Genomic DNA, 22,579 nt, shown 5'->3' on the forward strand with positions numbered 1-22,579 from the left:
CTGCCCAAATGGGCCGCGCGAGAGGCATAAAAGTCCAAAAAACTGCGTCATCCAGGTTTGCGCGGAAATTTTCGACGGCTTGTTCAGCGTAGCCTTAAGCTCTCCACGCGAACACTTGTCATGGTTTTTTCCTCGGTTTCGGCGCCTGATGTGTGCCGGCCCTGCAGCCTTGGTCGGGTCCGCGCTCTCAGCCGGCGTTCACGTTGATCATCCAAGGCGTGCCAAAGCGGTCGGTCACCATGCCGAAGCCGGCCGACCAGAAGGTCTTGTCGAACGGCATGGTCACCTGGCCGCCTTGCGCCAGGGCGTCAAACACGCGCCGGCCTTCGGCGACATCGTCCGCCTGGATCGACACCCACAGGCCTTGCGGTTTGGCATAGCCGCCCGCGCACACGTCGCTGGCGCCGGGCAGGGTGTCGGATCCCATCAGCGCCTGCGCGCCGACCTGCAGGTGCACATGCATCAGGCGGTCTTTCGCCTCGGGCGGGATCGGTGGGTTCTGCGGGTCTGGCGGAATCTCGCCGAAGGTGCTCTGGTGCACCACGGTGCCCTTGAACAGATCCTTGTAGAAGGCAAAGGCCTCGCGGCAGTTGCCGTCGAAGTTGAGGTAGGGGGTGAATTGCATGGTGCCTCCGGGTTGAACAGGTGTGGGGTGCGGCGGGTCAGCGGCCCGCCACCGCGGCCTCGATGGCAGCGACGTCGATCTTCTTCATGGTCATCATGGCGTCGAAGGCGCGCTTGGCGGCGGCGCGGTCGGGGTGGGTCCAGGCCTGGGCCAGTGCCACGGGCGTGATCTGCCACGAGATGCCCCACTTGTCGCGGCACCAGCCGCATTCCACCTCCTGGCCGCCGTGGCCGACGATGGCGTTCCAGTAGCGGTCGGTCTCGGCCTGATCGGCGGTGGACACCTGGAACGAGAACGCGTGGCTGTGCTCCACGCCCGGCCCGCCGTTCAGTCCCATGCAGGGCAGGCCCAGCACGGTGAATTCGACCACCAGCACGTCGCCCGCCTTGCCTGCGGGGTAGTCACCCGGTGCGCGGTGGATGGCGCCGACGGCCGAGTCAGCAAAGGTGCTGGCGTAAAACCGCGCTGCTTCTTCAGCGTCGTTGTCGTACCAGAGGCAGACGGTGTTTTTGGATGGGGTCATGGTGGGTCTCCTTGCAAGGGGGCGGAGCGCGGGCGGTATGTGTCGCGCCGCGCAGTCGGCACGGTGCAGAGGAAGCCGTTGAGAAAGCGGTTGGTATCCATGCGGGTCTCCTGTAGAAAGCGGCAAATGGAACAATATGTGTACGACGTCCACTTCATTGTGCCGTCGTAAAATGAACAGTGTCCACATTTAACCCTTCGCACAACAGGGACGCCGTCTTGAGCGCTTCACATTCCGTTCCTCTCACTCCTGTGACCCCTGCCGCACCCGCGGGCCAGACCGTGCGGCGCCCTACCTACCGCCATGGCGACTTGCGCCGCGCGCTGCTGGACGCCGGCATTGCGCTGGTGCGCGAGGGCGGGCCGCCGGCGCTGGTGCTGCGCGAGGCCACGCGCCGCGCTGGCGTGGTGCCCAACGCCGCCTACCGCCATTTCGCCGGCCATGCGGCATTGCTCGACGCCGTGCGCGGCGCCGCACTGGGCTTGATGGCACGCGCCATGGAGGCGGAGATCGACCACGCCACGCGCCACCTGAGCGCGCCTGTTGCACGGGCACGCGCCGCTTTCAAGGCCGTTGGCACGGGCTACGTGCGCTTTGCGCTGGCCGAGCCGGGGCTGTTTCGCACGGCGTTCGTGTCCCAGCCCTTCGACGTGGCCAACGGCAGCCGCGACGACTTTCGTGGCGACAGCGGGCGCGACCCGTTCGAGATCCTGTGCGGCACGCTCGACGACATGGTGACTGCCGGCGCACTGGGCGCGGCACAGCGCCCGGGCGCCGAGTTTCTGGCGTGGTCGGCAGTGCACGGCCTGGCCATGCTGGCGCTCGACGGCCCGTTGCGTGCGCTGCCCGCCGCGCACATCGAGGCCATGGCCCAGCGCGCCGTGGCGATGGTGGAGCAGGGGCTGGCGGGCTGAGCGCCTCCAGGCAGCCGCGGCAAAAAGGATCACAAGAATTCGCACGCCCCTGGCTTGCTAAGCTGCGCGCATGAACATCGCTCTTCCTGCGGGTGCTGACGAGGTGCGGCAATGGCTGCAGGGCGCAGCCCATATTGCCGTGCTGACCGGAGCGGGCATCAGCGCCGAATCGGGCGTGCCCACCTTCCGTGAGGCGCAAACCGGCTACTGGGCGCAGTTTCGCCCGGAAGACATGGCAACCGAAGCGGGCTTTCGCGCCCACCCCCGGCGCGTGTGGGACTGGTACCAGCACCGGCGCAATCTGCTGGCTGGCGTGCATCCCAATGCCGGACATGTGGCGCTGGCGCAGTTCCAGCAGCGGCACCCCGGGCGCCTCACGCTGATCACCCAGAACGTGGACGGCCTGCACCAGCGCGCGGGCAGCACCGGCACGCTGTGCCTGCATGGCGACATCTTTGCCGACCGCTGGCTCGACACCCCGCGCAACTGCTGCCACATCGACCATGCCGTGGCCGGCCACCCGCCGTATTGCGACCGCTGCGGCAACCTGGTGCGGCCGGGCGTGGTGTGGTTTGGCGAACCGCTGCCATATGCCACGCTGGAAGCCGCCCAACAGGCCGCCCGCACCTGCGAGCTGATGCTGGTGGTGGGCACGGCGGGCGCCGTGTATCCGGCGGCGGGACTGGCGCAAGTGGCGCGCCAGGCGGGCGCCCGCGTGGCCATCATCAACCCGGCCGCGAGCGACCTGGACGATGTGGCCCATGCGCTGTTGAGTGGCACCGCAGCCAGCGTGTTGCCAGCCTTGCTGGCGGGCGTGTGATTTAGATTCGCCCGCCAGGCGAGATCACACCAGCCCCAGCGCCCCCAGCAGCGCCCCCGCGCCCAGCAGCCACAGCAGGTGCAGGCGCGTGCGCCACACCAGCAGCGCGCACACCGCCGTCAGCAGCCACAGCGGCCAGTCGGTGGCAGGGTTGCCGTGGGCGCTGCCCAGCAGCCAGGCGGTGGCCAGCAGAAGCCCTATCACCACCGGCGCCATGCCTTGCTTGAAGGCGCGCACGCCGCGCCGCTCGCGGTTGCGGTGGCCCCAGCGGGTGGCCAGCCAGGTGAGCGTGGTGCTGGGCAGCATGATGCCGACCATGCTCAGCACCATGCCCAAAGCGCCGCTGGCCCAGCCTGCCGGCCCGGCGCCGCCCGCGTTGATGCCCACATTCCAGCCCAGCAGCGCGATGAACAGCACATTGGGCCCCGGCGCCGCCTGGGCGATGGCAATGGACGCGTTGAACTGCAGGTCGGTCAGCCAGCCCTGGCGCTCCACCAGAAAGCGGTGCATGTCGGGCGCGGTGGCAATGGCGCCGCCCACGGCCAGCAGCGAGATCGAGATGTAGTACAGAAACAGATTCAGCCAGTCCAGCGGCTGCAGCGCAATGGCATGGCTCATGGCGCTATCTTTCGCCATGTCAGCACGCAGGCCATGCCGCCCAGCGCGGGCAGCACCCAGGCCAGCGGCCAGCGCAGCAGGGCCATGCCGGCAAAGGTGAGGGCGCCCAGCGCAGTGCACAGCCACGGGCCCAGCGGGTGCTTGCGCAGCGCCACAGCGAGCTTGAAGCCCGTGCCCGCAATCAGCCCGGCAGCCACGGCGCCCATGCCCCGCAGCGCGCCCGCCACGGCCGGGTGGCTGGCAAATTGCGCATACACCAACGCCACCGCCAGCACCAGCAGCAGCGGAAACGTGAGCATGCCCGCCAGCGCCGCCATGGCACCGCGCAGCCCGAAATAGCGGTCTCCAATCATCACCGAGAGATTCACCACATTGGGCCCCGGCATGATCTGGGCCACCGCCCAGTCTTCCACGAACTCCTCATCCGTCATCCAGCGCTTTTTCTCCACCAGCTCGCGCTGCACCACCGCCAGCACGCCGCCAAAGCCCTGCAGCGCCAGCCAGGTGAACGACCAGAACAAATCGGCCGGGCTGCGCGGCTGGGGCCGCGATGGAGAATCGTCAACAGGGTGCAAGGGCGCGGACATGGGTTTTTGGATAGAAATATGCCTCTAGCGCAATATCCATAAGCGCAAGCAGCTATCAAAACAGGAGTTTCCAGGACGCCAGGCAAGGCGCCGGGAAAAGCCCACCATGTTAAGCCGCACCGGCCTGCTGCCCCATGGCCCCGGCATCGCCAACGGCGACAGGGGCATCATGAATGCTGATGGGTGAGGCGCGTGCGCATCAGCAAGTCGCAGCTACCCGCACCGTGCCGCTGGACTAGGATAGATGCCGCGCCGCCGCCCGCCCGCCTGCGACATGCGGCATGCGGCATGCGGCATGCAACCGGAAGGTACCCAAGACACACAAGGACAACCCATGAAACTGGTTCGTTATGGCCAACCCGGCGCCGAGCGCCCCGGCGTGCTGGATGCACAAGGCGTGCTGCGCGATCTGTCGATGCTGTTGCCCGAACTGGGCCCCGCTCAGTTGGCCCCGCGCACCTTGTCGGCCCTGGCGGCCCTGGATGCCAGCCGTTTGCCCGCCGTGCAGGGTGCGCCGCGCCTGGCTTGCCCGGTGGCGGGTGTGGGCAAGATCGTTTGCGTGGGGCTGAACTATGCCGACCACGCGCTCGAAGCCGGTATGCGGGCGCCCGCCGAGCCCGTGCTGTTCATGAAAGCCATCACCGCCCTCAGCGGCCCGAACGACGCGGTGCGCATTCCACCGGGCGCGCGCAAGACCGACTGGGAGGTCGAACTGGGCATCGTCATCGGCACCCGGGCCAGCCACGTCAGCGAAGCCGCCGCGCTGCAGCATGTGGCGGGCTACGTGCTGGCCAACGATGTGTCCGAGCGCGCCTGGCAGACCGAGCGTGGCGGCCAGTGGGACAAGGGCAAGAGCTACGACACCTTCGCCCCCATCGGCCCGTGGCTGCTAACCGCCGACGAGATGCCCGACCCGCACGCCATCGACCTGTGGCTGGAGGTGAACGGCCAGCGCGTGCAAAACGGCAACACGCGCAACTTCATCTTTGGTGTGCCCACCGTGGTGTCGTATGTCAGCCAGTTCATGACGCTGGAGCCGGGCGACATCGTGCTGACAGGCACGCCCGCCGGTGTGGGCCTGGGCCAAAAGCCCGCGCCCTGGTTCCTCAAGCCCGGCGACGTGATGCGCCTGGGCGGCACGGGCTTGGGCGAGCAGGTGCAGACCTGCGTGGGCGGGTGAGGGCAGGGGCCCGCATTGGGGAGAAATATGGAGATGGCGCTGGCGTAGGTGCGGTGCGGCCTCACCCGGTGAGGCCATCGCCTTCAGCGCCATGCACAGGCCAGTCCCTCAGCCGATTTGCCCGCAGAACCGGTGCGCCTTGTTGCGCCAGCCCGCCTGTTCTGGGTATTTGACCTTGAACGTCTTGATGTCGGCCTGGGTGGCGTATTTGACGCGGAAGATCTTGAACGTGGCATCGGCCTCGTAGTCCACAAAGCACCACTGCGCGTCACCCTCGGCCTGCTGGCGGTAGGGCAGTTCATACCAGCACAGGTCGGCCTGGGTCTCAAAAGGCACCTCAAACACGCTTGCGTCGGCTTTGCTCGCCAGCGCTGCCACCAGAATCTTTGCCATGCGCAACCTCCTGCGAAAGGGGAAAAACCAACGCGTGCATGTTATCGAACTGCACACCTGAGTGCATGGTGGGCAACCCCATCACCCCCCATCACCCGAACAGCGGCGGTTGCGCGCGCCGTGGCGTGCGAAGGTGAAAACTCTCAAAGCGGGTTGCACCGCAGGCAAAAATGCCGGTGTGCGCACGCCGGCCAGTGGTGCCTATGTGGGTGAGCACGGCTCGTGCACCCGCGCGGCGTTTTGCTGGTAAACGACGACGTGGGCAACGCGGTGCGGCGGTGGGCCCGCGCCCCAGCACCGTGCGCCCCAGCGCAGGGCACCAGCAACGCAAGACCCAGCCTCAACACCATGCGGATCATGAGAGCCTCCACCATGCCGAGCCGTGGCAAGCGGCCACACCAGCCAGCCCGGCGCGGGGTTGGGGGCCTTGAGCATTGCGATGGTGCGCCTGCGCATGTCTGTATGCAACCCTTGAGGATGACCTGCATAACTCCCTGCGGTCTGTGATTGCGCGGTCTCGGGCGGTCCACTGCGTTGCTTTTGTTGCCAATAGCCGAGCTACTGGTCTCCAAAAGACGCCTTGTGGTCCATCCCGATTCGCACTACCACCGACTCGCTGGGGTTGTGCCGGACATCCTTAACAATTGCCCTTCTTCGCTTGGCCAGGAGGGCAAAACTTGCCTTTGCCCGAATCGTGCGAACCCTTTGGGTCCACGACTACAGAGCCGGATGGTGTGTAAACAGCGCAGCCAGTGGTAGCGGCTGCAAAAATAAACATTGCGATGAGGGTTCTCATTGGGGGTCCTGGGTAGTGGGTAATGCGATTCAGTTTATCCGCACGTAGCCAAGCGTAATTTCTGCCGCAGAACATGCCGATCTGGTTGGGCAAAGCGGGATGTTCAGAACGCGGGTGTCTCCTGTCCATAACGCCCCGCTTGGTTGACTCCCCACCCCAATGCCCCATACCCTGCCAGCCTTCACCATCCGCAAAAGACCCCCCATGTCCTCCGCCACACGCCGCCTGCACCCTGAGCGCCACCGCACCGACCGCATCGGCTGGCTGCGCGCCGCCGTGCTGGGGGCCAACGACGGCATTGTGTCCACCGCCAGCCTGGTGGTGGGCGTGGCGGCGGCGCAGGCCAGCCAGTCCACCATTTTGATGACGGCGGTGGCCGGGCTGGTGGCCGGGGCCATGTCGATGGCGGCGGGCGAATATGTGTCGGTGCACTCGCAGGCCGACACCGAAAAAGCCGACCTTGAACGCGAGCGCCGCGAGCTGGCCGCCGACCCCGCCGCCGAAGTGCGCGAGCTGGCCAGCATTTATGTGGGCCGGGGCCTGGATGCCGCACTGGCGCAACAGGTGGCGCAGCAGCTCACGGCGCATGACGCGCTGGGCGCCCATGCGCGCGACGAGCTCGAAATCTCCAGCACCATGACGGCCCGCCCGGTGCAGGCCGCGCTTACCTCGGCCGCCGCCTTTGCCGCCGGTGCCGCCTTGCCCCTGGTGGTGGCCGCCGTGGCACCCGCAAGCAGCCTGCTCTATTGGGTGGCCGGCACCGCGCTGGTGTTTTTGGCCCTGCTGGGCGGCGTGGCCGCGCGCACGGGTGGCGCGGGCGTGCTGGTGGGCGCATGGCGCGTCACCTTCTGGGGCGCGCTGGCCATGGCCATCACGGCGGGCGTGGGGGCGCTGTTCGGGGCGCCGGTCTGAGGCAGATGCAAGGGCGTCGCACCCCCAAACCACCCGTTTATGCTGCGCTGACCACCCGGTTGCGCCCGGCAGCCTTGGCCGCATAAAGCGCGGCGTCTGCCCTCGAAAACAGGCTGGTGGCGTCTTCGTGGCTTTGCAGCGTTGCGCTGCCAATGCTGATGGTCATTTGGTGCCCGGCGCAGTGGGCCTGCGCCACGGCGATGCGCATGCGCTGGGCCACTTCCAGGGCGCCACCGGCGTCGGTGTTGGGCAGGATCACGGCAAACTCTTCGCCCCCCACGCGGGCGATCATGTCAATGGCCCTGGCGCACCGGGCCAGCACCTGGGCAATGGCTTGCAACACCTTGTCGCCCGTTTCGTGGCCGTGGGTGTCGTTGATGTGCTTGAAATGGTCCACGTCCAGCACGAGCAGACTCAGCGGCGTGTCCCGGCGGTCCACGATGCCCAGCTCCAGCTTCAGGTGGTGATCAAAGGCGCGCCGATTGCTCAGGCCCGTCAAAACATCGGTGGTGGCCAGCTCGCTGAGCGCGCGGTTCAACGCATCCACCTGTTGCACCTGGGCCTGCAACTGCTGGTTGAGGGTTTCGGCGTCTTGCAGCGCCTTGCGCAGCCGTAGCTCGCGCATGGCCGAGTGGGCCAGCTCGGTAAGCACTTCCACGTCGCGCTCGGTCCACTGCCTGGGCTCGAAATCCACCGCGCAAAAACTGCCCAGCACCTCGCCATCTTCCGTGCGCAGCGGAATGCCCGCATACGCCCGCACCCCCAACGATTGCACGGTGGGAACATCGCCGTAAACGGGCAACTGGGTAACGTCGTCCAGCACCAGCGGCTCGCCCGACACCAGGGGATAGTGGCAAAACGTGCGCCCGCTCAGCTGCCGGGTGGTGTTGAGGGGCTCGCCCAGTCCAAACGCGCTTTTGTAATAGTCGCGGCACGAGTCGAGCAGCGACACAAAGGTCACCGGCGCCCCCGTGAGCTTGGCCGCCAGACGGGTCAGGCGGTCAAAGCTTTCTTCGGGAAGGGTGTCGAGCAGACCGGTGCTGCGCACTGCCTGCAAACGCTGGGCGTTGGTCAGGGCCGCCTCAATCTGGGCTGCACTGGCTGGTATCGGTGGGTTGGATTCCATGGCGCATGGTAGCAACGAAGGCTTTGGTTTTTTTCTATTTGCCCGCCGGGTGAAAGGCCCATGGCGCCTTGGATTCGTGCAGCGCACTGCTTGGGCTGCACTTGTCGAATCCGGTGCACGCCGGGGGTTGCAGACCTTCGACCCGCGCCGGGCGACCGGGATTCCACTCCGGCAGGCCAATTATCAGCAAAAAGTGCCGCCAGCCCTTTAAGGGTAAGCGCTGATAGCTATTGAATTAAGAGCGCTTGCATCACCCCCGCCACGCCACTTCGCCATCGGTGGCCACCGCCTGCGCGCGGCCCAGGGCTTCGAGGGTTTGCAAGAGGGTGGGCAGGCTTTTCTTCCAGGGGCCGCGGCCCTTGAAGCGGGCTTCGATGGCGGGCAGGCTGAGCGGCGCGGGGCTGGTGGCCAGCGCCGCGGCCACGGCGCGCACCTGCTCGGGCAGGGTGGGGGGCCAGGGGTGTTGGGTGGGTTTGGTTTGCTCTGGTTTTGATAGCGATTTTTCGCTATCCAAATCGGCCTCTGGCGCTTGACTATCTTGCGGTATCAGCTCTTGTTTTTGCAGTGAATTTTGCGGATTTTGAAACGCGGGCCGCAGCCAGCGCACGCGGCCCTGGGCTTCTTCGGCTGCGCGCTGGGTGTTGAGCTGCACCAGGTGGGCCAGGATGTCGTCGGTGCTGGCCGTGGCGGGCAAGCCGTAGGCGGCCAGCACAGCGGCGTCCAGCTCGTCGTGCAGCTCGCGCAGCACGCCCACCAGGCCCTGGGCGTGCTGGGTTTTCTCTTTGGCGGTGAGCGCGCGGCCGTCGCGCAGGGCGGCCAGCACGTTGTAGAGGCCGGTGAGGGTGAGGCCGGTGTTGCCAGATTCGGGCGCCAGCACGCGCTTGCGGTGCTGGTCGATCTGCTCGGCGAGGTGGGCGATGCGCTCGCGGAGCTGCGGGGTCAGGCCGGTGTCTTCGTCGGGGAAGGGGAAGGTGTCGAAGCAGGTGGACTTGCTGTAGACCGGACGATCTTCCAAGGTGCCGCCGGTTGCCAGTGCCCAATCAATATGCAATTGGCTGGAGAGGACGCCGAGGGACAAAGCGTCATCGAGCGCGATGGCGACCAGTTTGTGTTCAGGCAGTACTGAAGTGGGTAGGAATTGAAAAACTCGGTGCTTCGTTGTCTCGACCGTTGCGATATAGCGTTGCAAATTTTTCAGCGCTGCGCGCAGGGTCTTACGAGGCTCGGCGAACACCCACCATTGCTCGCGCAGTCTGGCGCGGTTGTTTTGGTCTCGATCAGGTTTTACGCGCTCCAACAACCATTGATAGACAGCGGGGAACTGCTCGCGCAGTTGCTCGGCGGTCAGTCCAAATGCGTCGATGACTTTGATGCCACGCGGCGCATCGGTCAGATCGCGTCCGTTTCTAAAGTCCAAGATGTGTTTATCGAGCCCTGGCGTTTTGCTCAATCCGAGCGACTCGGCTTGCTCTGACGTGACAAGGAAGCCTTCACCTGCGCGCATCATGCCGTTGACCGAGAGACCAGCGCCTGCGTTGAGCTTCTTTGCTGCCGCAACGTTCGCACCCACAGTCAAATCTGCATGCACAAGCCCGGTGGCCTCGGTCAATGCCACGGAAATTTCACCGTGTTCGCCTGGGCGTTCGTTTGTGATGGTAAACACCTGCCCTTCGCCCGCGCCCACCGTAAGCACGGTCATGGCAATGCGAACTGCAGCGCCGTTGGCACTGTCCACCCATGGGTGGTCGGGAATCGCCATTTCCAGATGGGTGTTTTGATCCAGCGCCGCCTGCACCACGCGCCGGTTGAAGATCATCGTCAGGCTGTTGGTCGTAATCAGCCCCATGCGTCGCGTGTGGCCCGCTGCCACCTGCGCGGCGGCGTGGTGCCACCAGAACATCACGAAGTCTGCGCTTTCCGGAATCTCGGGCCAGGCGCCGCGCAGGGCTTGCACGTAGCCGTCGCCCAGCGCATCGCGCATCCGCTTGTTTCCAATAAACGGCGGGTTCCCCACAATGAAATCCGCCTGCGGCCACTCCGCCTGCCGGGCGCCCACGTAGCGCCATTGCGGCACCTGGGCGGCTTCGTCGGGCACTTGTTCGCCCGTCACAGGGTGGGTCTTGAACGTGGTGCCGTCCCAGCGGCTGAGCAACTGGCCGGCCTCGTCATACGCCAGCTCTTGCGCGTCCCAGGCCAGCACGGCGTCGCGGCATTCGATGTTGCCGTAGTTGTGCACCACGGGCTCGGCCACGGCGGCGTTGCCGCGGGTGCGAATGTGCCATTGCAGGTAGCCAATCCACAGCACCAGTTCGGCCAGCGCGGCGGCGCGCTCGTTCAGCTCGATGCCGCGCAGTTGCTGCAGGGTGACGGTTTCGCCTTCAAAGCCCAGCTGGTCTTGCGTGTGGCCTAACTCTTCGAGCTGGTTGACGACTTCGCCCTCCAGGCGTTTCAGGTGCTCCAGCGTCACGTACAAAAAGTTGGCGCTGCCGCAGGCCGGGTCGAGCACGCGGGTGGTGCACAGCTGGTGGTGGAATTTTTTGACCTCGGCACGGGCCTCGGCCAGCTTGGCCTGCGCTGCTTTGCCCTCCAGCGCGGCGGCTTCGTGGGCCAGCACCAGGGCGGCGGCCTGGGCGTTGGCCCAGTCGGCGCGCAGGGGTTCGATCACGGTGGGCAGCACCAGCCGCTCTACATAAGCGCGGGGCGTGTAGTGCGCGCCCAGGGCGTGGCGCTCGGTGGGGTCCAGGGCGCGCTCCAGCAGGGTGCCAAAGATGGCGGGCTCCACCTCGCGCCAGTTGGATTGCGCGGCTTTGATGAGCAGGTCAATCTGCTCGGGCGTGAGCAGCAGGCTGTAGCCGTCTTGCCCCGCGCCTTTGAAGAGCTTGCCGTTGAAGTGCAGCACGGGCTTGGCCAGCGCGGCAGAAAAGCCGCCCCGGTCCATGTCGGCCCACAAAATGCGCAGCATGTGCTGCAGCGTGGCGGGGTCGCCCCTGTGGGTTTGCAGCAGGCCCAGAAAGGCGCCTTTGGGCAGCAGCTCCACGTCTTCGGCAAACATGCTGAACAGGCAGCGGGTGAGGTAGGCTGCTACTGTTTCGGGAGCTATTGGCGCTTGCTGCATAAGCGCTGGAGGCTGATTTGGCTTGAAGTTTGCGCCATGGCCTTCGAGCGACTTGGCCAGCTGGGCCAGCAGCGCGGCCACGTCGCGGGTGACCTGGGCGCTGATGCGGGCGGGGTTCAGGCTGTCGGGGTCGGTCCAGATGCGGCGCAGGCGGTCTTGCACCTCGGGCCGGGCCAGGTCGGCAAGCTGCAGGCGGTGGCTGCGCGGGTCGGGGTAGGGGGTGTAGGTGCCGCCGGTTTTGCTGAACTCGGCATACACCTCGATCACGGTGCCCACATCGACCACCAGCACAAAGGGCGGGCGGCCATCGGCTGCGGGCAGGGCGCGGGCATAGGCCTCGCCCTGGCTGCGGGCGCGCAGCAGGCCGTCGTCAAAACCCTTGGTGTGGCTGCCAGCCTTGAGTTTTTTGGCCTCCAGCACAAAGTGGCCGCGCCGGTAGCAGTCAATGCGCCCGGCGCTGGTGCTGCCGTCGCCATGGGCAAACGTGACCGGGCGCTCGAACATGTAGGTTTGCTCGGGCGTGGGGTGGGGCTTGTCCACGCCGAGCAGCTGGCACAGGTCCATCACAAAGCTTTGTGCGGTGGCCAGCTCGCTGGCGGTGTTGTGTTGCCAGCGCTGGATGAAGGCCTGGGTGGCGGTGGCGTCAATGGCGGCGGTGGCTGCGGTGGCGGTAGAGGTCATGCAATGGGGGTCGGCAAAGGGGTCAAAGGCCCAGGGCGGTGGCGCCTTGCAGGCGCTGCAGCACGGTGCGCTGCATGGCAGGCGGGGCGGTGTGCAGCAGCTGCGGCCAGTCGGCCTGCGCCAGTCTAACTACATCCCGTAACAAAGCCAGGTGCCGTGGCACGCGCAGCAGGCCTGCGGATTTGAGCAGGGCCTGCATGTCGGCCCAGGTGAAGGCGCGCAGGGTGCGGTCGATGGCGCGGTTGACGGCGTATTGGGCCTCGGGCACGCCGTCAAAAAAGGCGGCCACGCAGACGGGGTCGTACACCGGGGCGAGCTGGGGCGTGCGGCCATCGGGGTAGATGAGGGCCCAGTTTTTTAAATGCGCGTCGGTGTTGCCCATGAGGATGAAGGCCACCATGCGGGCTAAAAACTCGCGCGTGTCCTGCACGGGCTGGCTGCTCAGGCGGTTGAGCACGCGCAGCATGGTGGCCCAGTCTTGCTGGATGCCTTTGCCGTACTTCTGGCGCGGGGTGTAGCCCAGCACCTGGTTGAACTCTTCCATGTGCACGCGGGCGCCGCCGGGCAGGTGGTCAAAGCGCTGCACGGCCAATATGTCGTTGAAGGGCACGGTGGCGGGCAGGTCGGCCTCGGCGCGGGTGATGACGCGGGCCTGGGCGCAGTTGAGGCCCAGCGCCTTGCACAGCTGGTAGCCCGTGAACTCGTTGGCCACCAGGTCGGGGTGGGTGGTGGTGGGCAGCTTCAATATCACGCTGCCCGCCGCGCCCTGGCGGTGCACGGTGTAACGGCGGCCTTCTTGCACGGCGCTGAACTTGGTGACCACGCCGGGCAGCGATGCGGCGTCTTCCACGGGGTATTCGACAAACCCCGGCTCCAGCACATCGAGGCCCTGGGTGGTGTGCCAGTGGCGCACCACATCGGGTATGCCGTCTTGCGCGGGCACGGGCTCTACCTCCAGCGCGCCCATCAGGTCGTGGCCGGCGGCGGCGAGCAGCTCGAATTCGTCGTCGGGGCTGCAGCCGCGCTCGCGCGCGAGGCGCTCGCGGTTGTGGCCCTCGGGCAGCAGGTTTTGAAAATACACGGGCCAGCGCCCATCGGTGCGCACCAGCCGCGCATCGCGCGCCGAGGCCAGAATTTGCTGCGTGGCGGCCTCATCGGCGCCCTGGTAGCTGAGCGAGAGCGTGGGGCGCTGCGGGTTGCGGATGTAGGCCTCGTCAAACGACACGCGCAGGATGTCGCCATATTGCGAGAGGTAGCCAATGGCCTCGCGCCCGCCCGCTGTGCCGTTGGCCTGGGCAGGGCGGTGCAGGTACAGGCGCAGGTAGCGGATGGAGGTGGACATGGTGGTGCCGATCATCCGGTGCGGGGTGGATCAAGCGGAGCGGCTGAGGCTGTCAATTACTGAAGGGGGCGCGTCTACTCCCTCGGGCTGGCCCAAAAATTTGCCGCCCGACTGGATGAACGCTTGCAGGCTGGGCCGCAGGCTGCTGGGCACGGCAATGATGTCCATGCCCAGCACGCGCGCCATTTCGGCCAGGGTGGAGTAGCGCGGGTCGAGGTCGCCGCCTTCGGTGCGCTGCACCGTCATGCGCGAAAGGCCCGCGCTTTCGGCGAGCTGGGCCTGCGTCATCTGGTGGGCCTTGCGGGCGGCGGCGAGGGTGGTGATCAGGTCGTTGTGCATGATCGTAAATATACGCTTTTAATTAGAAATGTATAGTTTGAGTTTCATACGGGCAAAAAAAGGCCGCCGGTTGAGGGCGGCCCGCGAGGGTTTACCTTGGAGAGGTTGGGGCTGGCAAAAACCTTGTGGGTTTATGCAAATGTGTTGACCTGGGTGCCGAGCGTTCCCGAGGTGGCCAGGGCGGGCTGGGGCAGGGCCTGCAGCAGGGTGGCTGCGGCGCTGGCCTGCACGTCCAGGGCTTTTTTCAGCACGGTGATGTTGATGGCATCCGACGTCTGGCGGCTGGCCAGGGCGGTGGAGGTGCTGACGATGCTGTTGGTGAGGCCGACGTCCATGCGGGGTTCCTTGGAGTGATGTCTAGGGCGTGTCATCAATCAATCGCCCCACGCGAAAGCCAGTCAGGCCGTGCAGTGCTAGGCGCCCTGAGCACCGTGTAGCCCCGCTACACAAGCGAAGGGTAACGACGCAATGCGCGGCCTGACTGGCTTTCCCTTCGGGCTGGTCCCGCAATGCGGCGTCTGCTTTGTCGCGTGCCTTGCCCATAGATGACTATGGGCTGCGCCCCGCTTCGCGCATCCATCCACATTGCGGGGCCAGCGCGCGGGGGGATTGATTGATGACACGCCCTAGTTATCGGCAGGTGCGCGCCGCGCTGGAGGGGTGTTACATCTGGGGCGCACGCTATTCCAGCGCGGGCACACCGATGGCGGGGCAGGAGGCGAGGTCGGATGGGGGCGCGTTGGCAGCATCGGCCAGCTGGCGGGCCGCGTCGCGCAGCGCGGTGCGCAGACCTTCTTCCAGCACCGGGTGATAGAACGGCATGCCCAGCAGTTGGTGCACGGTGAGCTTTTGCTGCACGGCCAGTGCCAGCAGGTGGGCCAGGTGCTCGGCTGCGGGGGCGCACATTTCGGCGCCCTGCAGGCGGCCGGTGGCGCGGTCGGCATACACATGCAGGCGCCCGTAGTTGCGCTGGGCGGCGCGGGCGCGGCCCTGGTTGGTAAAGCGGACGGTGCCGGTGACGGTGTGGGCGCTGTCGAGGTCGGCCAGGCGCTTGCCCACCATGGCCACCTGCGGATCGCAAAAAACAATGGCCAGCGGCGTGCGGCGCTGAAAGCGCGTGGGTGCCGCAGCGGGCGCCGCAGCAGGTGTAAGGGCGGGTGTCAGGGCGCAGGCCATGGCGTTGATGCCGGCAATGTGGCCTTCGTCGGCAGCTTCGTGCAGCAGCGGCACTTGTGCGTTGGCGTCGCCCGCCAAAAACACGGGCAGGTCACCGATCTGCTGGGTTTGCGGGTTGACGGCGGGCATGCCGCGCGGGTTGAGGGGCACGCCCAGGGTTTCCAGGCCCAGGTGTTCGATGTTGGGCACGCGGCCCATGGCGGCGATGACCTGGTCCACCACCACGCGGTTGGGGCCGCTGCTCACCTCGATGCCGCCGGCCACTTCGCGCAGCTCGGCCGGGGCGCCGGTGTGCAGCAGCATTTCTTGCTTGAGCAGGGCGGCCAGCTCGGCGTTGAGGGCGGGGTCTTTCAGGCCGGCCAGGGTGTTGCCCGTGGTGAAGGCCGCCACCTCGATGCCCAGGCGGGCCAGCGCCTGCGCAATCTCCACGCCAATCACCCCCATGCCGATCACGGCCACACGCGGGCCCAGCGTGGGCTGCTCGAACAGGGTGTCGGTGGTGAGGATGCGGTCGCCAAAGGCCAGCCATTCATCCGGCACGCGGGGGCGCGAGCCGGTGGCGATGATGATGCTGCGCGTGGCGTAGGTGGTGCCGTCTATGTCTACCGCGTTGGGGCCTAGCACCGTGGCGCGGCCTGCCATGCGGGCAGCGCCCAGGGTGTCGGTGGCTTGCAGGGCGCCGGCCACAAACTGGTCGCGCAGGGCGCGCACGCGCTGCAGCACGGCGGCGATGTCGGCGGTGAGGCCCTCGGCGCCGCGCAGGCCAAATGCTTCAAAAGCATGGCGGCGGTGAAAAGCGTTGGCCGCTTCAATGAGCGCTTTGGACGGCATGCAGCCCACGCGTGCGCAGGTGGTGCCCCAGGGGCCTTCGTTGACGATGAGGTAACGGTCGGTGCGCTTGCGCACCTCGCGCAGCGCGGCCAGGCCTGCCGTGCCTGCGCCGATGATGAGGGTGTCGAGCGGTTGGCTCATGCGGTGTCTCCCCGGGGCCACAAAACCCGCAGTGTGTGGGCGCAGCGGCCGTTTGGCGTGTAGGCGCACAGGCATTGCGCGTGGCGGTGGGGGGCGGCAATGTGCGGGTGCGGGGCCTGCAGGGTGCGCTGGCGTGGTCGGCCCGTGGGGGCGAACCGGGCCTTGGCAGATGCAGGCCAAATAACAGGGTTTTTGAGGCCTGGCGCTTGCTGGTAAAGCGCTAGCAGCTACTGTTTATGTAGCGTTTTCGACGGCCTGAACCCGGCGCTGCGCTGCAACGGCGGGGTGTGCGGTGTGCGCCGGGTGGGCCGCGCCCCGCGGGTGGGCCTGCAGGTTGGCGCGCACAAAGGTTTCCAGGTGCTCGGGCAGCAGCGGGCGGCTGTAGTGGTAGCCCTGCACCTGGTCGCAACCCTGTGCGCGCAGATAGTCCAGTTGCTCGGCGGTTTCCACGCCTTCGGCGATGGTGCTCATGCCCAGGCTGTGGGCCATTTGCACGATGGCGGTGGCAATGGCCTGGTCGTCGGGGTCGGTGCCGATGTCGCGCACGAACGACTGGTCGATCTTGAGCTGGTTGATGTGAAAGCGCTTGAGGTAGCTGAGCGACGAATACCCGGTGCCAAAGTCGTCGATGGACAGGCGGATGCCGCGCTGGCTCAGCTCCTGCATTTTGAGGGCGGCGGTTTCGGGGTCTTTCATGGCCACGGCCTCGGTAAGCTCCAGCTCCAGGCCTTCGGCGGGCACACCGGTTTCCTGCAGCAGGCGGCCCACCATGTCGGGCAAACCGGGCTGGCCAAACTGCACCGCCGAGAGGTTGACCGCCATGGTCATCATGGGCAGGCCGCCATCGAGCCAGGCGCGCAGCTGGCACAGGGCGGTGTGCAGCACCCATTCGCCAATGGGCACAATGAGGCCGTTGGCTTCGGCCAGCGGAATGAATTCGGCGGGCGACACGACGCCCCATTGCGGGTGGGTCCAGCGCAGCAGGGCTTCGACGCCTACGATGCGGCCATCGTGCAGCGACACCTGGGGCTGGTACACCAGGTGCAGCTCGCCCCGCGGCAGGGCCTGCTTGAGGGCGTTACCCAGGGCCAGCGCGCGCGCAGAGTGCGCCTGCATCTCGGGCGTGAAGAAGCGGTAGGTGTTGCGCCCGTCTTCCTTGACCCGGTACATGGCGGTTTCGGCGTTTTTGAGCAGGGCGTCGAGTTGCTCGCCGTCGTTGGGGGCGATGGCGATGCCAATGGATGCGGTCACAAAAATCTCTTGGCCCGCCACCTGCAGGGGCTGGGCCAGTGCATCCAGCAGGCGGGTGCAGAGCTTGGCGGCTTCGTCCTGGCTGGTGTGGGGCAGCAGGGCGACAAAGTCATCACCGGAATGGCGCGAGAGCGTGTCGTGGTCTTGCAGGCTGGAGCGCAGGCGGTGGGAGACTTCGAGCAGCAGCATGTCGCCCTCGCTGTGGCCCAGCGAGTCGTTGATGTCCTTGAAGCGGTCAAGGTCGATCCACAGCAAGGCCAGGGCGGGGCTCTGGCGGAAGGCGTATTGGAAGTGCGTGCCCAGCAGGGTGCGGTTGGGCAGGCCGGTGAGCTGGTCGTAGTGCGAGAGCTGCTGTATGCGCTCGGCAGCCTGTTTGCGCTCGGTCACGTCTTCTTTGTGGGCAAGGTAGCTGGTGACCTCGCCCTCGGCGTTGCGCAAGGGGTAAATGAGCACCGATTCGGTGTATTCGCGGCCGCTTTTGCTGCGGTTGCTCAGCTCGCCGTGCCACGGTTTGCCTTGGGTGAGCTGGGCCCACATGCCGCGGTAGGTGGCATCGGGCGTTTTGCCCGACTGCAGGATGCGCGGGTTTTGCCCCAGCACTTCGGCGGCGGTGTATTCGCTGGAGCGGGTGAAGGCGTCGTTGACGTATTCGATGCGGCCTTGCAGGTCGGTGATGACGATGGGCAAGGGGTTTTGCGCAACCGCCTGCGAGAGCTTGCGCATGGCCTCTTCGCTTTGCAGGCGCTGGGTGATGTCGCGCGAGATGACCACGTAACGCGGGCCCTGACCGGGCTGCGGGGCCTTGCGCGCCACCGACAGCTCAAACCAGCGTTGGCCGTCGGGCACCTGCAGGGCAACCACGCGGCCGCGCGAGAAGCCGGTCTGGCGGGCTTCGTCCAGGGCGGCCAGCGAGATGCGCGCGGCTTCGGCGGGCAGGGCTTCTTGCAGGGTTTTACCGAGCAGAGAGACGGTGGGTGCGACCAGGGCGCCTGCGTGGCCGGCGCGTGCGTCGATGTAGCGCCCATCGTCGTCGAGTTCAAGCAGCGGGTCGGGCAGGGCATCCAGCGTGGCCTGCAGCTGCCGTTGCGAGTTGCGCAGCAAGGTGTAAGGCCGTTGCACGGTTTCCACAAAAACCGCTCGGTACAAAAAGGCGTAGGCCAGCACTTTGTAAAAGTGGCCCGTGAGGTTGTAGATGTCGGTGACGCCGGTGTAACGGGTAAAGAAAAACTCGCTTTGCGCCATGACGCACGCCGCCGCAAACAGGCCACTGGCGTTGAAGCTGCGCTGGCGGCGCATGTGCCACAGCAGCCGGGCTGCGGCGGCAAGGTACAGCGCCATCAGCGTGTATTCGAAAGCGATCTTGAAGGCAGTCAGCCCGCCGCCCGGCACAAAGGTGAGCGGCAGCAGGTGCGGCGCCAGAAAGAACAGCCCGTGCAGCGCGGCCACCAGCACCAGCACCGCCGCCGTCATCAGGGTGGCCTGGGAGCGGGTGGCGGTGCTGCCCCAGGGCAGCCAGGCCACCGCCAGCAGGGCCAGTGCGCTCAGCAGCCGTGCCGACAGCCAGTAGTGGATGGCTTTTTCGGGCGTGTTGGGGGTAATGAAATCGGGCATGCCGCTGTAAGACAGCATGTGGCTGAAGTCGAGCAGGCCCACGCCCAGGAAAGCGCAGCCCAGCAACAGGGCATTGAGCGGCAACTGCTCGCGCCGCACGCTCCATGCCATGCCAAAGGTGAGCGCCGCCACCACAATCGCCAGCGTTTCCAGCGCCATGTGCAGGGGCAGATAGTGCGAAACGCCCTGCAGGCCTGGAAGCATGGGCAGCGCCATGACCAGCAGCAACAGCACAAACAGCGCGACCACGGCACGGATGGCTTGGCGGGCTGCAGGCTGGTGGCTTGGGTGGATCAGCATGGGCGGGGGTGGTGCCGCGGTTACCGGGGGTACCGCGGGGGGCGGCGAAGCAGGTCTGTGTGCAAGTGTAGTAGTTGTAAAGCGGTGTTCCCCGGGCTGTTTATGACCCGCCGGTCAGTTGATCGGGCCAGCCCACACGGCCTTGGCCGAGGTCGTTGATACGCTGCACAAAGGCGCTGGCCTGGGTTTGGGGCAGGCGCAGTTGCAGCGTGACGAGCGAACCATGCTGAACGCCCAGCAGCTCGGCGCCCGCGGCCTCGATTTCGCGGCGCAGCAGGCCTTCCAGTGCATAGGGCACCAGGCATTGCAGCGTGGCCATGCGCTGCAGTTGCACCTTGGGCGCGTGAAGCAGCGCCTGGGCCACGCAGTCGGTGTAGGCACGCACCAGCCCGCCTGCGCCCAGTTTGACGCCGCCAAAGTAACGCACCACGGTGGCCAGAACGCCTTCGAGGTCCTGGTGGCGCAGCACATCGAGCATGGGGCGCCCGGCTGTGCCGCCGGGCTCGCCGTCGTCCACGGCGGCCGATTGCCCTCCCGCCAGCAGCGCCCAGCAGATATGGGCTGCGCCGGGGTGCTGCTTCCAGAGCGCATCGACATGCGCCTGGGCGCTGGCGCGGTCGGGCATGGGCTGCACGCAGCCGATGAAACGGCTCTTCTTGATGATGATTTCGCTGTGGACGGGCGCGGCCAGGGTCTGGGACATGGGCCCCAAGCTTACCGGCACGATGGCTGGGTGCGCGGCAGGGACAAGCGCCGAAACGGCGACAAAAATGGCCTGCCGCCGTAAAATGCGCGGTTACCCACCAAGACCGCGCCCCCACCATGGCCCCACCAGCCATGGGCGGCCGCACTTCCCCCTCGCATGAACGCCTTCGTCGACGTCTCCCTGTTTCCGCGTGCGGCCAAGCCGATCACCAGCTACCGCCCGTTCTGGGCTAAGCGGTTCGGCACCGCCCCGTTCCTGCCCATGAGCCGCGCCGAGATGGAGCAGCTGGGCTGGGACAGCTGCGACATCGTGCTGGTGACCGGGGACGCCTACGTGGACCACCCGAGCTTTGGCATGGCCGTGATTGGCCGCACGCTCGAAGCCCAGGGTTTTCGCGTGGGCATCATTGCGCAGCCCGACTGGCAAAGTGCCGAGCCGTTCAAGGCGCTGGGCAAGCCCAACCTGTTCTGGGGCGTGACGGCCGGGAACATGGATTCGATGATCAACCGCTACACGGCGGACCGCAAGATCCGCAGTGACGACGCCTACACCCCTGGTGCCGAGGGCAACCGCCGCCCCGACCGCGCGGCCATCGTCTACAGCCAGCGTTGCCGCGAGGCCTATAAAGACGTGCCCATCGTGCTGGGGGGCATTGAAGGCAGCCTGCGCCGCATCGCGCATTACGACTACTGGAGCGACAAGGTGCGCCGCTCCATCGTGGTGGACGCCAAATGCGACCTGCTGCTGTTTGGCAACGCCGAGCGTGCGCTGGTCGAGGTGGCGCACCGCCTGGCGGCGCGCGAGCCGGTCGAAAACATCACCGATGTGCGCGGCACCGCCTTTGTGCGCCGCACCACGCCCGAGGGCTGGTTTGAAATCGACTCGTCCGAGGTAGACCAGCCCGGCCCGGTGGAAGCACACATCAACCCCTACCAGACGACCAGCGAGCAAGCTGCAGCGGCGGGCGGGAGCTGCAGCGGCCCGGACACTACTATTTCGATAGCTGATAGCGCACAGCCAGCAAGGGCTAGTGGCCAAAATGATGCAAAACCTGCCAGCGATGGCACGCACAAGCTCACTTTTGTGCCCAACCCGGCGTTGATGGGCAAGCGCAAGCTGCCGCCGCTGGAGCGCACGGTCATCCGCCTGCCCAGCTACGAACAAGTCAAGAGCGACGAAGTGCTTTATGCCCACGCCAACCGCGTGATGCACCTCGAAACCAACCCCGGCAACGCCCGCGCCATGGTGCAGGCGCACGGCGAGGGCACCACCGCGCGCGATGTGTGGCTCAACCCGCCGCCCATCCCGCTCACCACGGCCGAGATGGACTACATCTTTGACCTGCCCTACGCGCGCAGCCCGCACCCGCGCTATGCCGACGAAAAAGGCCGCCACGACGGCGCGACCAAGATCCCGGCGTGGGAGATGATCCGTTTTTCGATCAACATCATGCGCGGCTGCTTTGGTGGCTGCACCTTTTGCTCGATCACCGAGCACGAGGGCCGCATCATCCAGAGCCGCTCGGAAGACTCCATCATTCGCGAGATCGAGGACGTGCGCGACAAGGTGCAGGGCTTCACCGGCACCATCTCCGACCTGGGCGGCCCCACGGCCAACATGTACCGCCTGGGCTGCCGCACGCCCGAGATCGAGGCCGCTTGCCGCAAACCGAGCTGCGTGTACCCCGGCATTTGCCAGAACCTCACCACCAACCACGACCCGCTGATCAAGATTTACAAGCGCGGCCGGGCGATCAAAGGCGTCAAGAAAATCCTCATCGGCTCGGGCCTGCGCTACGACCTGGCCATCCAATCGCCCGAATATGTGAAGGAACTGGTGCAGCACCATGTGGGCGGCTACCTCAAGATTGCGCCCGAGCACACCGAAGCCGGCCCGCTCACCAAGATGATGAAGCCGGGCATCGGCAACTACGACAAGTTCAAGACGCTTTTTGAAAAGTACACGGCCGAGGCGGGCAAGAAGCAGTATCTGATCCCCTACTTTATTGCCGCGCACCCCGGCACCAGCGACGAGGACATGATGAACCTCGCCATCTGGCTCAAGAAGAACGGCTTTCGGGCCGATCAGGTGCAGACCTTCTACCCCAGCCCCATGGCCACGGCCACGACCATGTTCCACACCCGGCTCAACCCGCTCAAGGGCATCCACCGTGACGAACGTGGCGAAAAGGTGGACGTGGTGCGCGGTGAAAAGCGCCGCCGCCTGCACAAGGCCTTTTTGCGCTACCACGACCCCGCCAACTGGCCGCTGCTGCGCGAGGCGCTCAAAAGCATGGGCCGCGCCGACCTCATTGGCAACGGCAAGCACCACCTGATTCCGACCTTCCAGCCCTTGAACACGAGTGGCGGCTGCGCGTCGCGCAAGAAAGACAATTTCCTCACCATTCCGTCCATGGTGACTGAGAAGGTGCCATCCAAGGCAGGGCCCAAGCCGGGCCAGATCCAGACCCAGCACACGGGCCTGCCGCCACGGGCGGGTATTCAGGGTAAAAAACCGCAAAAGCCCAATACCAGCAAGCGCTGATAGCTATTAAATTGGTAGTGAAAGCGCGCGGCCCTGCGGCGCTGCGCT

Annotated in this window: 18 protein-coding genes; 5 read left to right on the forward strand and 13 right to left on the reverse strand. The window is 66.3% G+C overall.

Features of this window, described 5'->3' with window-relative positions:
* Positions 1-187: 187 nt before the first annotated feature.
* Positions 188-625, reverse strand: coding sequence for a VOC family protein (locus B7Y64_RS09735; protein WP_291324837.1), 438 nt, complete (start codon positions 623-625; stop codon positions 188-190).
* A 37-nt stretch (positions 626-662) separates the two neighbouring features.
* Positions 663-1,148, reverse strand: coding sequence for a VOC family protein (locus tag B7Y64_RS09740; protein WP_291324836.1), 486 nt, complete (start codon positions 1,146-1,148; stop codon positions 663-665).
* Between the two features lie 251 nt (positions 1,149-1,399).
* Here B7Y64_RS09740 and B7Y64_RS09745 point away from each other — a divergent pair, with 251 nt between their 5' ends.
* Both B7Y64_RS09745 and B7Y64_RS09750 read left to right on the forward strand, forming a co-directional pair.
* Positions 1,400-2,062, forward strand: coding sequence for a TetR/AcrR family transcriptional regulator (locus B7Y64_RS09745; RefSeq protein ID WP_291324835.1), 663 nt, complete (start codon positions 1,400-1,402; stop codon positions 2,060-2,062).
* Between the two features lie 70 nt (positions 2,063-2,132).
* Entirely contained in the window at positions 2,133-2,882 is a 750-nt protein-coding gene (locus B7Y64_RS09750; RefSeq protein ID WP_291324834.1) for an NAD-dependent deacylase, read from the forward strand.
* A 24-nt stretch (positions 2,883-2,906) separates the two neighbouring features.
* Here B7Y64_RS09750 and B7Y64_RS09755 read toward each other — a convergent pair whose 3' ends face one another.
* Positions 2,907-3,500, reverse strand: coding sequence for a chromate transporter (locus B7Y64_RS09755; protein ID WP_291324833.1), 594 nt, complete (start codon positions 3,498-3,500; stop codon positions 2,907-2,909).
* Positions 3,497-4,087 (reverse strand): chromate transporter, encoded by a 591-nt coding sequence (locus tag B7Y64_RS09760; RefSeq protein WP_291324832.1) that lies wholly within the window; start codon positions 4,085-4,087, stop codon positions 3,497-3,499. The genes B7Y64_RS09755 and B7Y64_RS09760 overlap by 4 nt, the downstream gene beginning before the upstream one ends.
* Positions 4,088-4,421: 334 nt before the next feature.
* Between B7Y64_RS09760 and B7Y64_RS09765 the strand changes: the two genes are divergently transcribed.
* On the forward strand, positions 4,422-5,267 hold the full coding sequence (locus tag B7Y64_RS09765; protein ID WP_291324831.1) for a fumarylacetoacetate hydrolase family protein: 846 nt from the start codon (positions 4,422-4,424) through the stop codon (positions 5,265-5,267).
* 108 nt (positions 5,268-5,375) lie between these two features.
* Here B7Y64_RS09765 and B7Y64_RS09770 read toward each other — a convergent pair whose 3' ends face one another.
* The gene (locus B7Y64_RS09770) at positions 5,376-5,660 is read right to left on the reverse strand and encodes a DUF6150 family protein (RefSeq protein WP_024815017.1); all 285 of its coding nucleotides are present in this window, start codon (positions 5,658-5,660) and stop codon (positions 5,376-5,378) included.
* A gap of 1,000 nt (positions 5,661-6,660) precedes the next feature.
* Here B7Y64_RS09770 and B7Y64_RS09775 point away from each other — a divergent pair.
* Positions 6,661-7,368: a VIT family protein gene (locus B7Y64_RS09775; RefSeq protein ID WP_291328746.1), complete on the forward strand. Its 708-nt coding sequence runs from the start codon at positions 6,661-6,663 to the stop codon at positions 7,366-7,368.
* Between the two features lie 37 nt (positions 7,369-7,405).
* On the opposite strand, the gene B7Y64_RS09780 is transcribed toward B7Y64_RS09775, so the two are convergent.
* From B7Y64_RS09780 to B7Y64_RS09815, 8 genes are all read right to left on the reverse strand, one after another.
* A complete protein-coding gene (locus B7Y64_RS09780; protein ID WP_291326882.1) occupies positions 7,406-8,494 on the reverse strand; it encodes a sensor domain-containing diguanylate cyclase in 1,089 nt (362 codons plus the stop codon).
* A 250-nt stretch (positions 8,495-8,744) separates the two neighbouring features.
* On the reverse strand, positions 8,745-12,290 hold the full coding sequence (locus B7Y64_RS09785) for a DNA methyltransferase (RefSeq protein WP_291328748.1): 3,546 nt from the start codon (positions 12,288-12,290) through the stop codon (positions 8,745-8,747).
* A 22-nt stretch (positions 12,291-12,312) separates the two neighbouring features.
* The gene (locus tag B7Y64_RS09790; RefSeq protein WP_291326886.1) at positions 12,313-13,632 is read right to left on the reverse strand and encodes a HipA domain-containing protein; all 1,320 of its coding nucleotides are present in this window, start codon (positions 13,630-13,632) and stop codon (positions 12,313-12,315) included.
* 30 nt (positions 13,633-13,662) lie between these two features.
* Complete coding sequence (locus B7Y64_RS09795; RefSeq protein WP_291326888.1) at positions 13,663-13,971, reverse strand: helix-turn-helix transcriptional regulator; 309 nt, start codon at positions 13,969-13,971, stop codon at positions 13,663-13,665.
* Between the two features lie 131 nt (positions 13,972-14,102).
* Positions 14,103-14,306, reverse strand: a complete 204-nt coding sequence (locus tag B7Y64_RS09800; protein WP_024815024.1) for a YjfB family protein — start codon at positions 14,304-14,306, stop codon at positions 14,103-14,105.
* A 346-nt stretch (positions 14,307-14,652) separates the two neighbouring features.
* Complete coding sequence (locus tag B7Y64_RS09805) at positions 14,653-16,119, reverse strand: dihydrolipoyl dehydrogenase (RefSeq protein ID WP_291326890.1); 1,467 nt, start codon at positions 16,117-16,119, stop codon at positions 14,653-14,655.
* A gap of 234 nt (positions 16,120-16,353) precedes the next feature.
* Positions 16,354-19,281: an EAL domain-containing protein gene (locus B7Y64_RS09810; protein WP_291328750.1), complete on the reverse strand. Its 2,928-nt coding sequence runs from the start codon at positions 19,279-19,281 to the stop codon at positions 16,354-16,356.
* Between the two features lie 100 nt (positions 19,282-19,381).
* Positions 19,382-19,984, reverse strand: a complete 603-nt coding sequence (locus tag B7Y64_RS09815; protein WP_291328752.1) for a YigZ family protein — start codon at positions 19,982-19,984, stop codon at positions 19,382-19,384.
* A 159-nt stretch (positions 19,985-20,143) separates the two neighbouring features.
* Between B7Y64_RS09815 and B7Y64_RS09820 the strand changes: the two genes are divergently transcribed.
* Entirely contained in the window at positions 20,144-22,531 is a 2,388-nt protein-coding gene (locus B7Y64_RS09820) for a YgiQ family radical SAM protein (protein ID WP_291326692.1), read from the forward strand.
* The last annotated feature ends 48 nt before the right edge of the window (positions 22,532-22,579 follow it).

The sequence above is a fragment of the Acidovorax sp. 35-64-16 genome (assembly GCF_002281195.1).
GTDB lineage: Bacteria > Pseudomonadota > Gammaproteobacteria > Burkholderiales > Burkholderiaceae_C > Acidovorax > Acidovorax defluvii.

What these genes read in the sequence shown, in the direction of transcription:
- B7Y64_RS09735 (WP_291324837.1), bottom strand. Translation starts at nt 625, where the DNA reads ATGCAATTCACCCCCTACCTCAACTTCGACGGCAACTGCCGCGAGGCC.
- B7Y64_RS09740 (WP_291324836.1), bottom strand. Translation starts at nt 1,148, where the DNA reads ATGACCCCATCCAAAAACACCGTCTGCCTCTGGTACGACAACGACGCT.
- B7Y64_RS09750 (WP_291324834.1), top strand. Translation starts at nt 2,133, where the DNA reads ATGAACATCGCTCTTCCTGCGGGTGCTGACGAGGTGCGGCAATGGCTG.
- B7Y64_RS09755 (WP_291324833.1), bottom strand. Translation starts at nt 3,500, where the DNA reads ATGAGCCATGCCATTGCGCTGCAGCCGCTGGACTGGCTGAATCTGTTT.
- B7Y64_RS09760 (WP_291324832.1), bottom strand. Translation starts at nt 4,087, where the DNA reads ATGTCCGCGCCCTTGCACCCTGTTGACGATTCTCCATCGCGGCCCCAG.
- B7Y64_RS09765 (WP_291324831.1), top strand. Translation starts at nt 4,422, where the DNA reads ATGAAACTGGTTCGTTATGGCCAACCCGGCGCCGAGCGCCCCGGCGTG.
- B7Y64_RS09770 (WP_024815017.1), bottom strand. Translation starts at nt 5,660, where the DNA reads ATGGCAAAGATTCTGGTGGCAGCGCTGGCGAGCAAAGCCGACGCAAGC.
- B7Y64_RS09775 (WP_291328746.1), top strand. Translation starts at nt 6,661, where the DNA reads ATGTCCTCCGCCACACGCCGCCTGCACCCTGAGCGCCACCGCACCGAC.
- B7Y64_RS09780 (WP_291326882.1), bottom strand. Translation starts at nt 8,494, where the DNA reads ATGGAATCCAACCCACCGATACCAGCCAGTGCAGCCCAGATTGAGGCG.
- B7Y64_RS09785 (WP_291328748.1), bottom strand. Translation starts at nt 12,290, where the DNA reads ATGACCTCTACCGCCACCGCAGCCACCGCCGCCATTGACGCCACCGCC.
- B7Y64_RS09790 (WP_291326886.1), bottom strand. Translation starts at nt 13,632, where the DNA reads ATGTCCACCTCCATCCGCTACCTGCGCCTGTACCTGCACCGCCCTGCC.
- B7Y64_RS09795 (WP_291326888.1), bottom strand. Translation starts at nt 13,971, where the DNA reads ATGCACAACGACCTGATCACCACCCTCGCCGCCGCCCGCAAGGCCCAC.
- B7Y64_RS09800 (WP_024815024.1), bottom strand. Translation starts at nt 14,306, where the DNA reads ATGGACGTCGGCCTCACCAACAGCATCGTCAGCACCTCCACCGCCCTG.
- B7Y64_RS09805 (WP_291326890.1), bottom strand. Translation starts at nt 16,119, where the DNA reads ATGAGCCAACCGCTCGACACCCTCATCATCGGCGCAGGCACGGCAGGC.
- B7Y64_RS09810 (WP_291328750.1), bottom strand. Translation starts at nt 19,281, where the DNA reads ATGCTGATCCACCCAAGCCACCAGCCTGCAGCCCGCCAAGCCATCCGT.
- B7Y64_RS09815 (WP_291328752.1), bottom strand. Translation starts at nt 19,984, where the DNA reads ATGTCCCAGACCCTGGCCGCGCCCGTCCACAGCGAAATCATCATCAAG.
- B7Y64_RS09820 (WP_291326692.1), top strand. Translation starts at nt 20,144, where the DNA reads ATGAACGCCTTCGTCGACGTCTCCCTGTTTCCGCGTGCGGCCAAGCCG.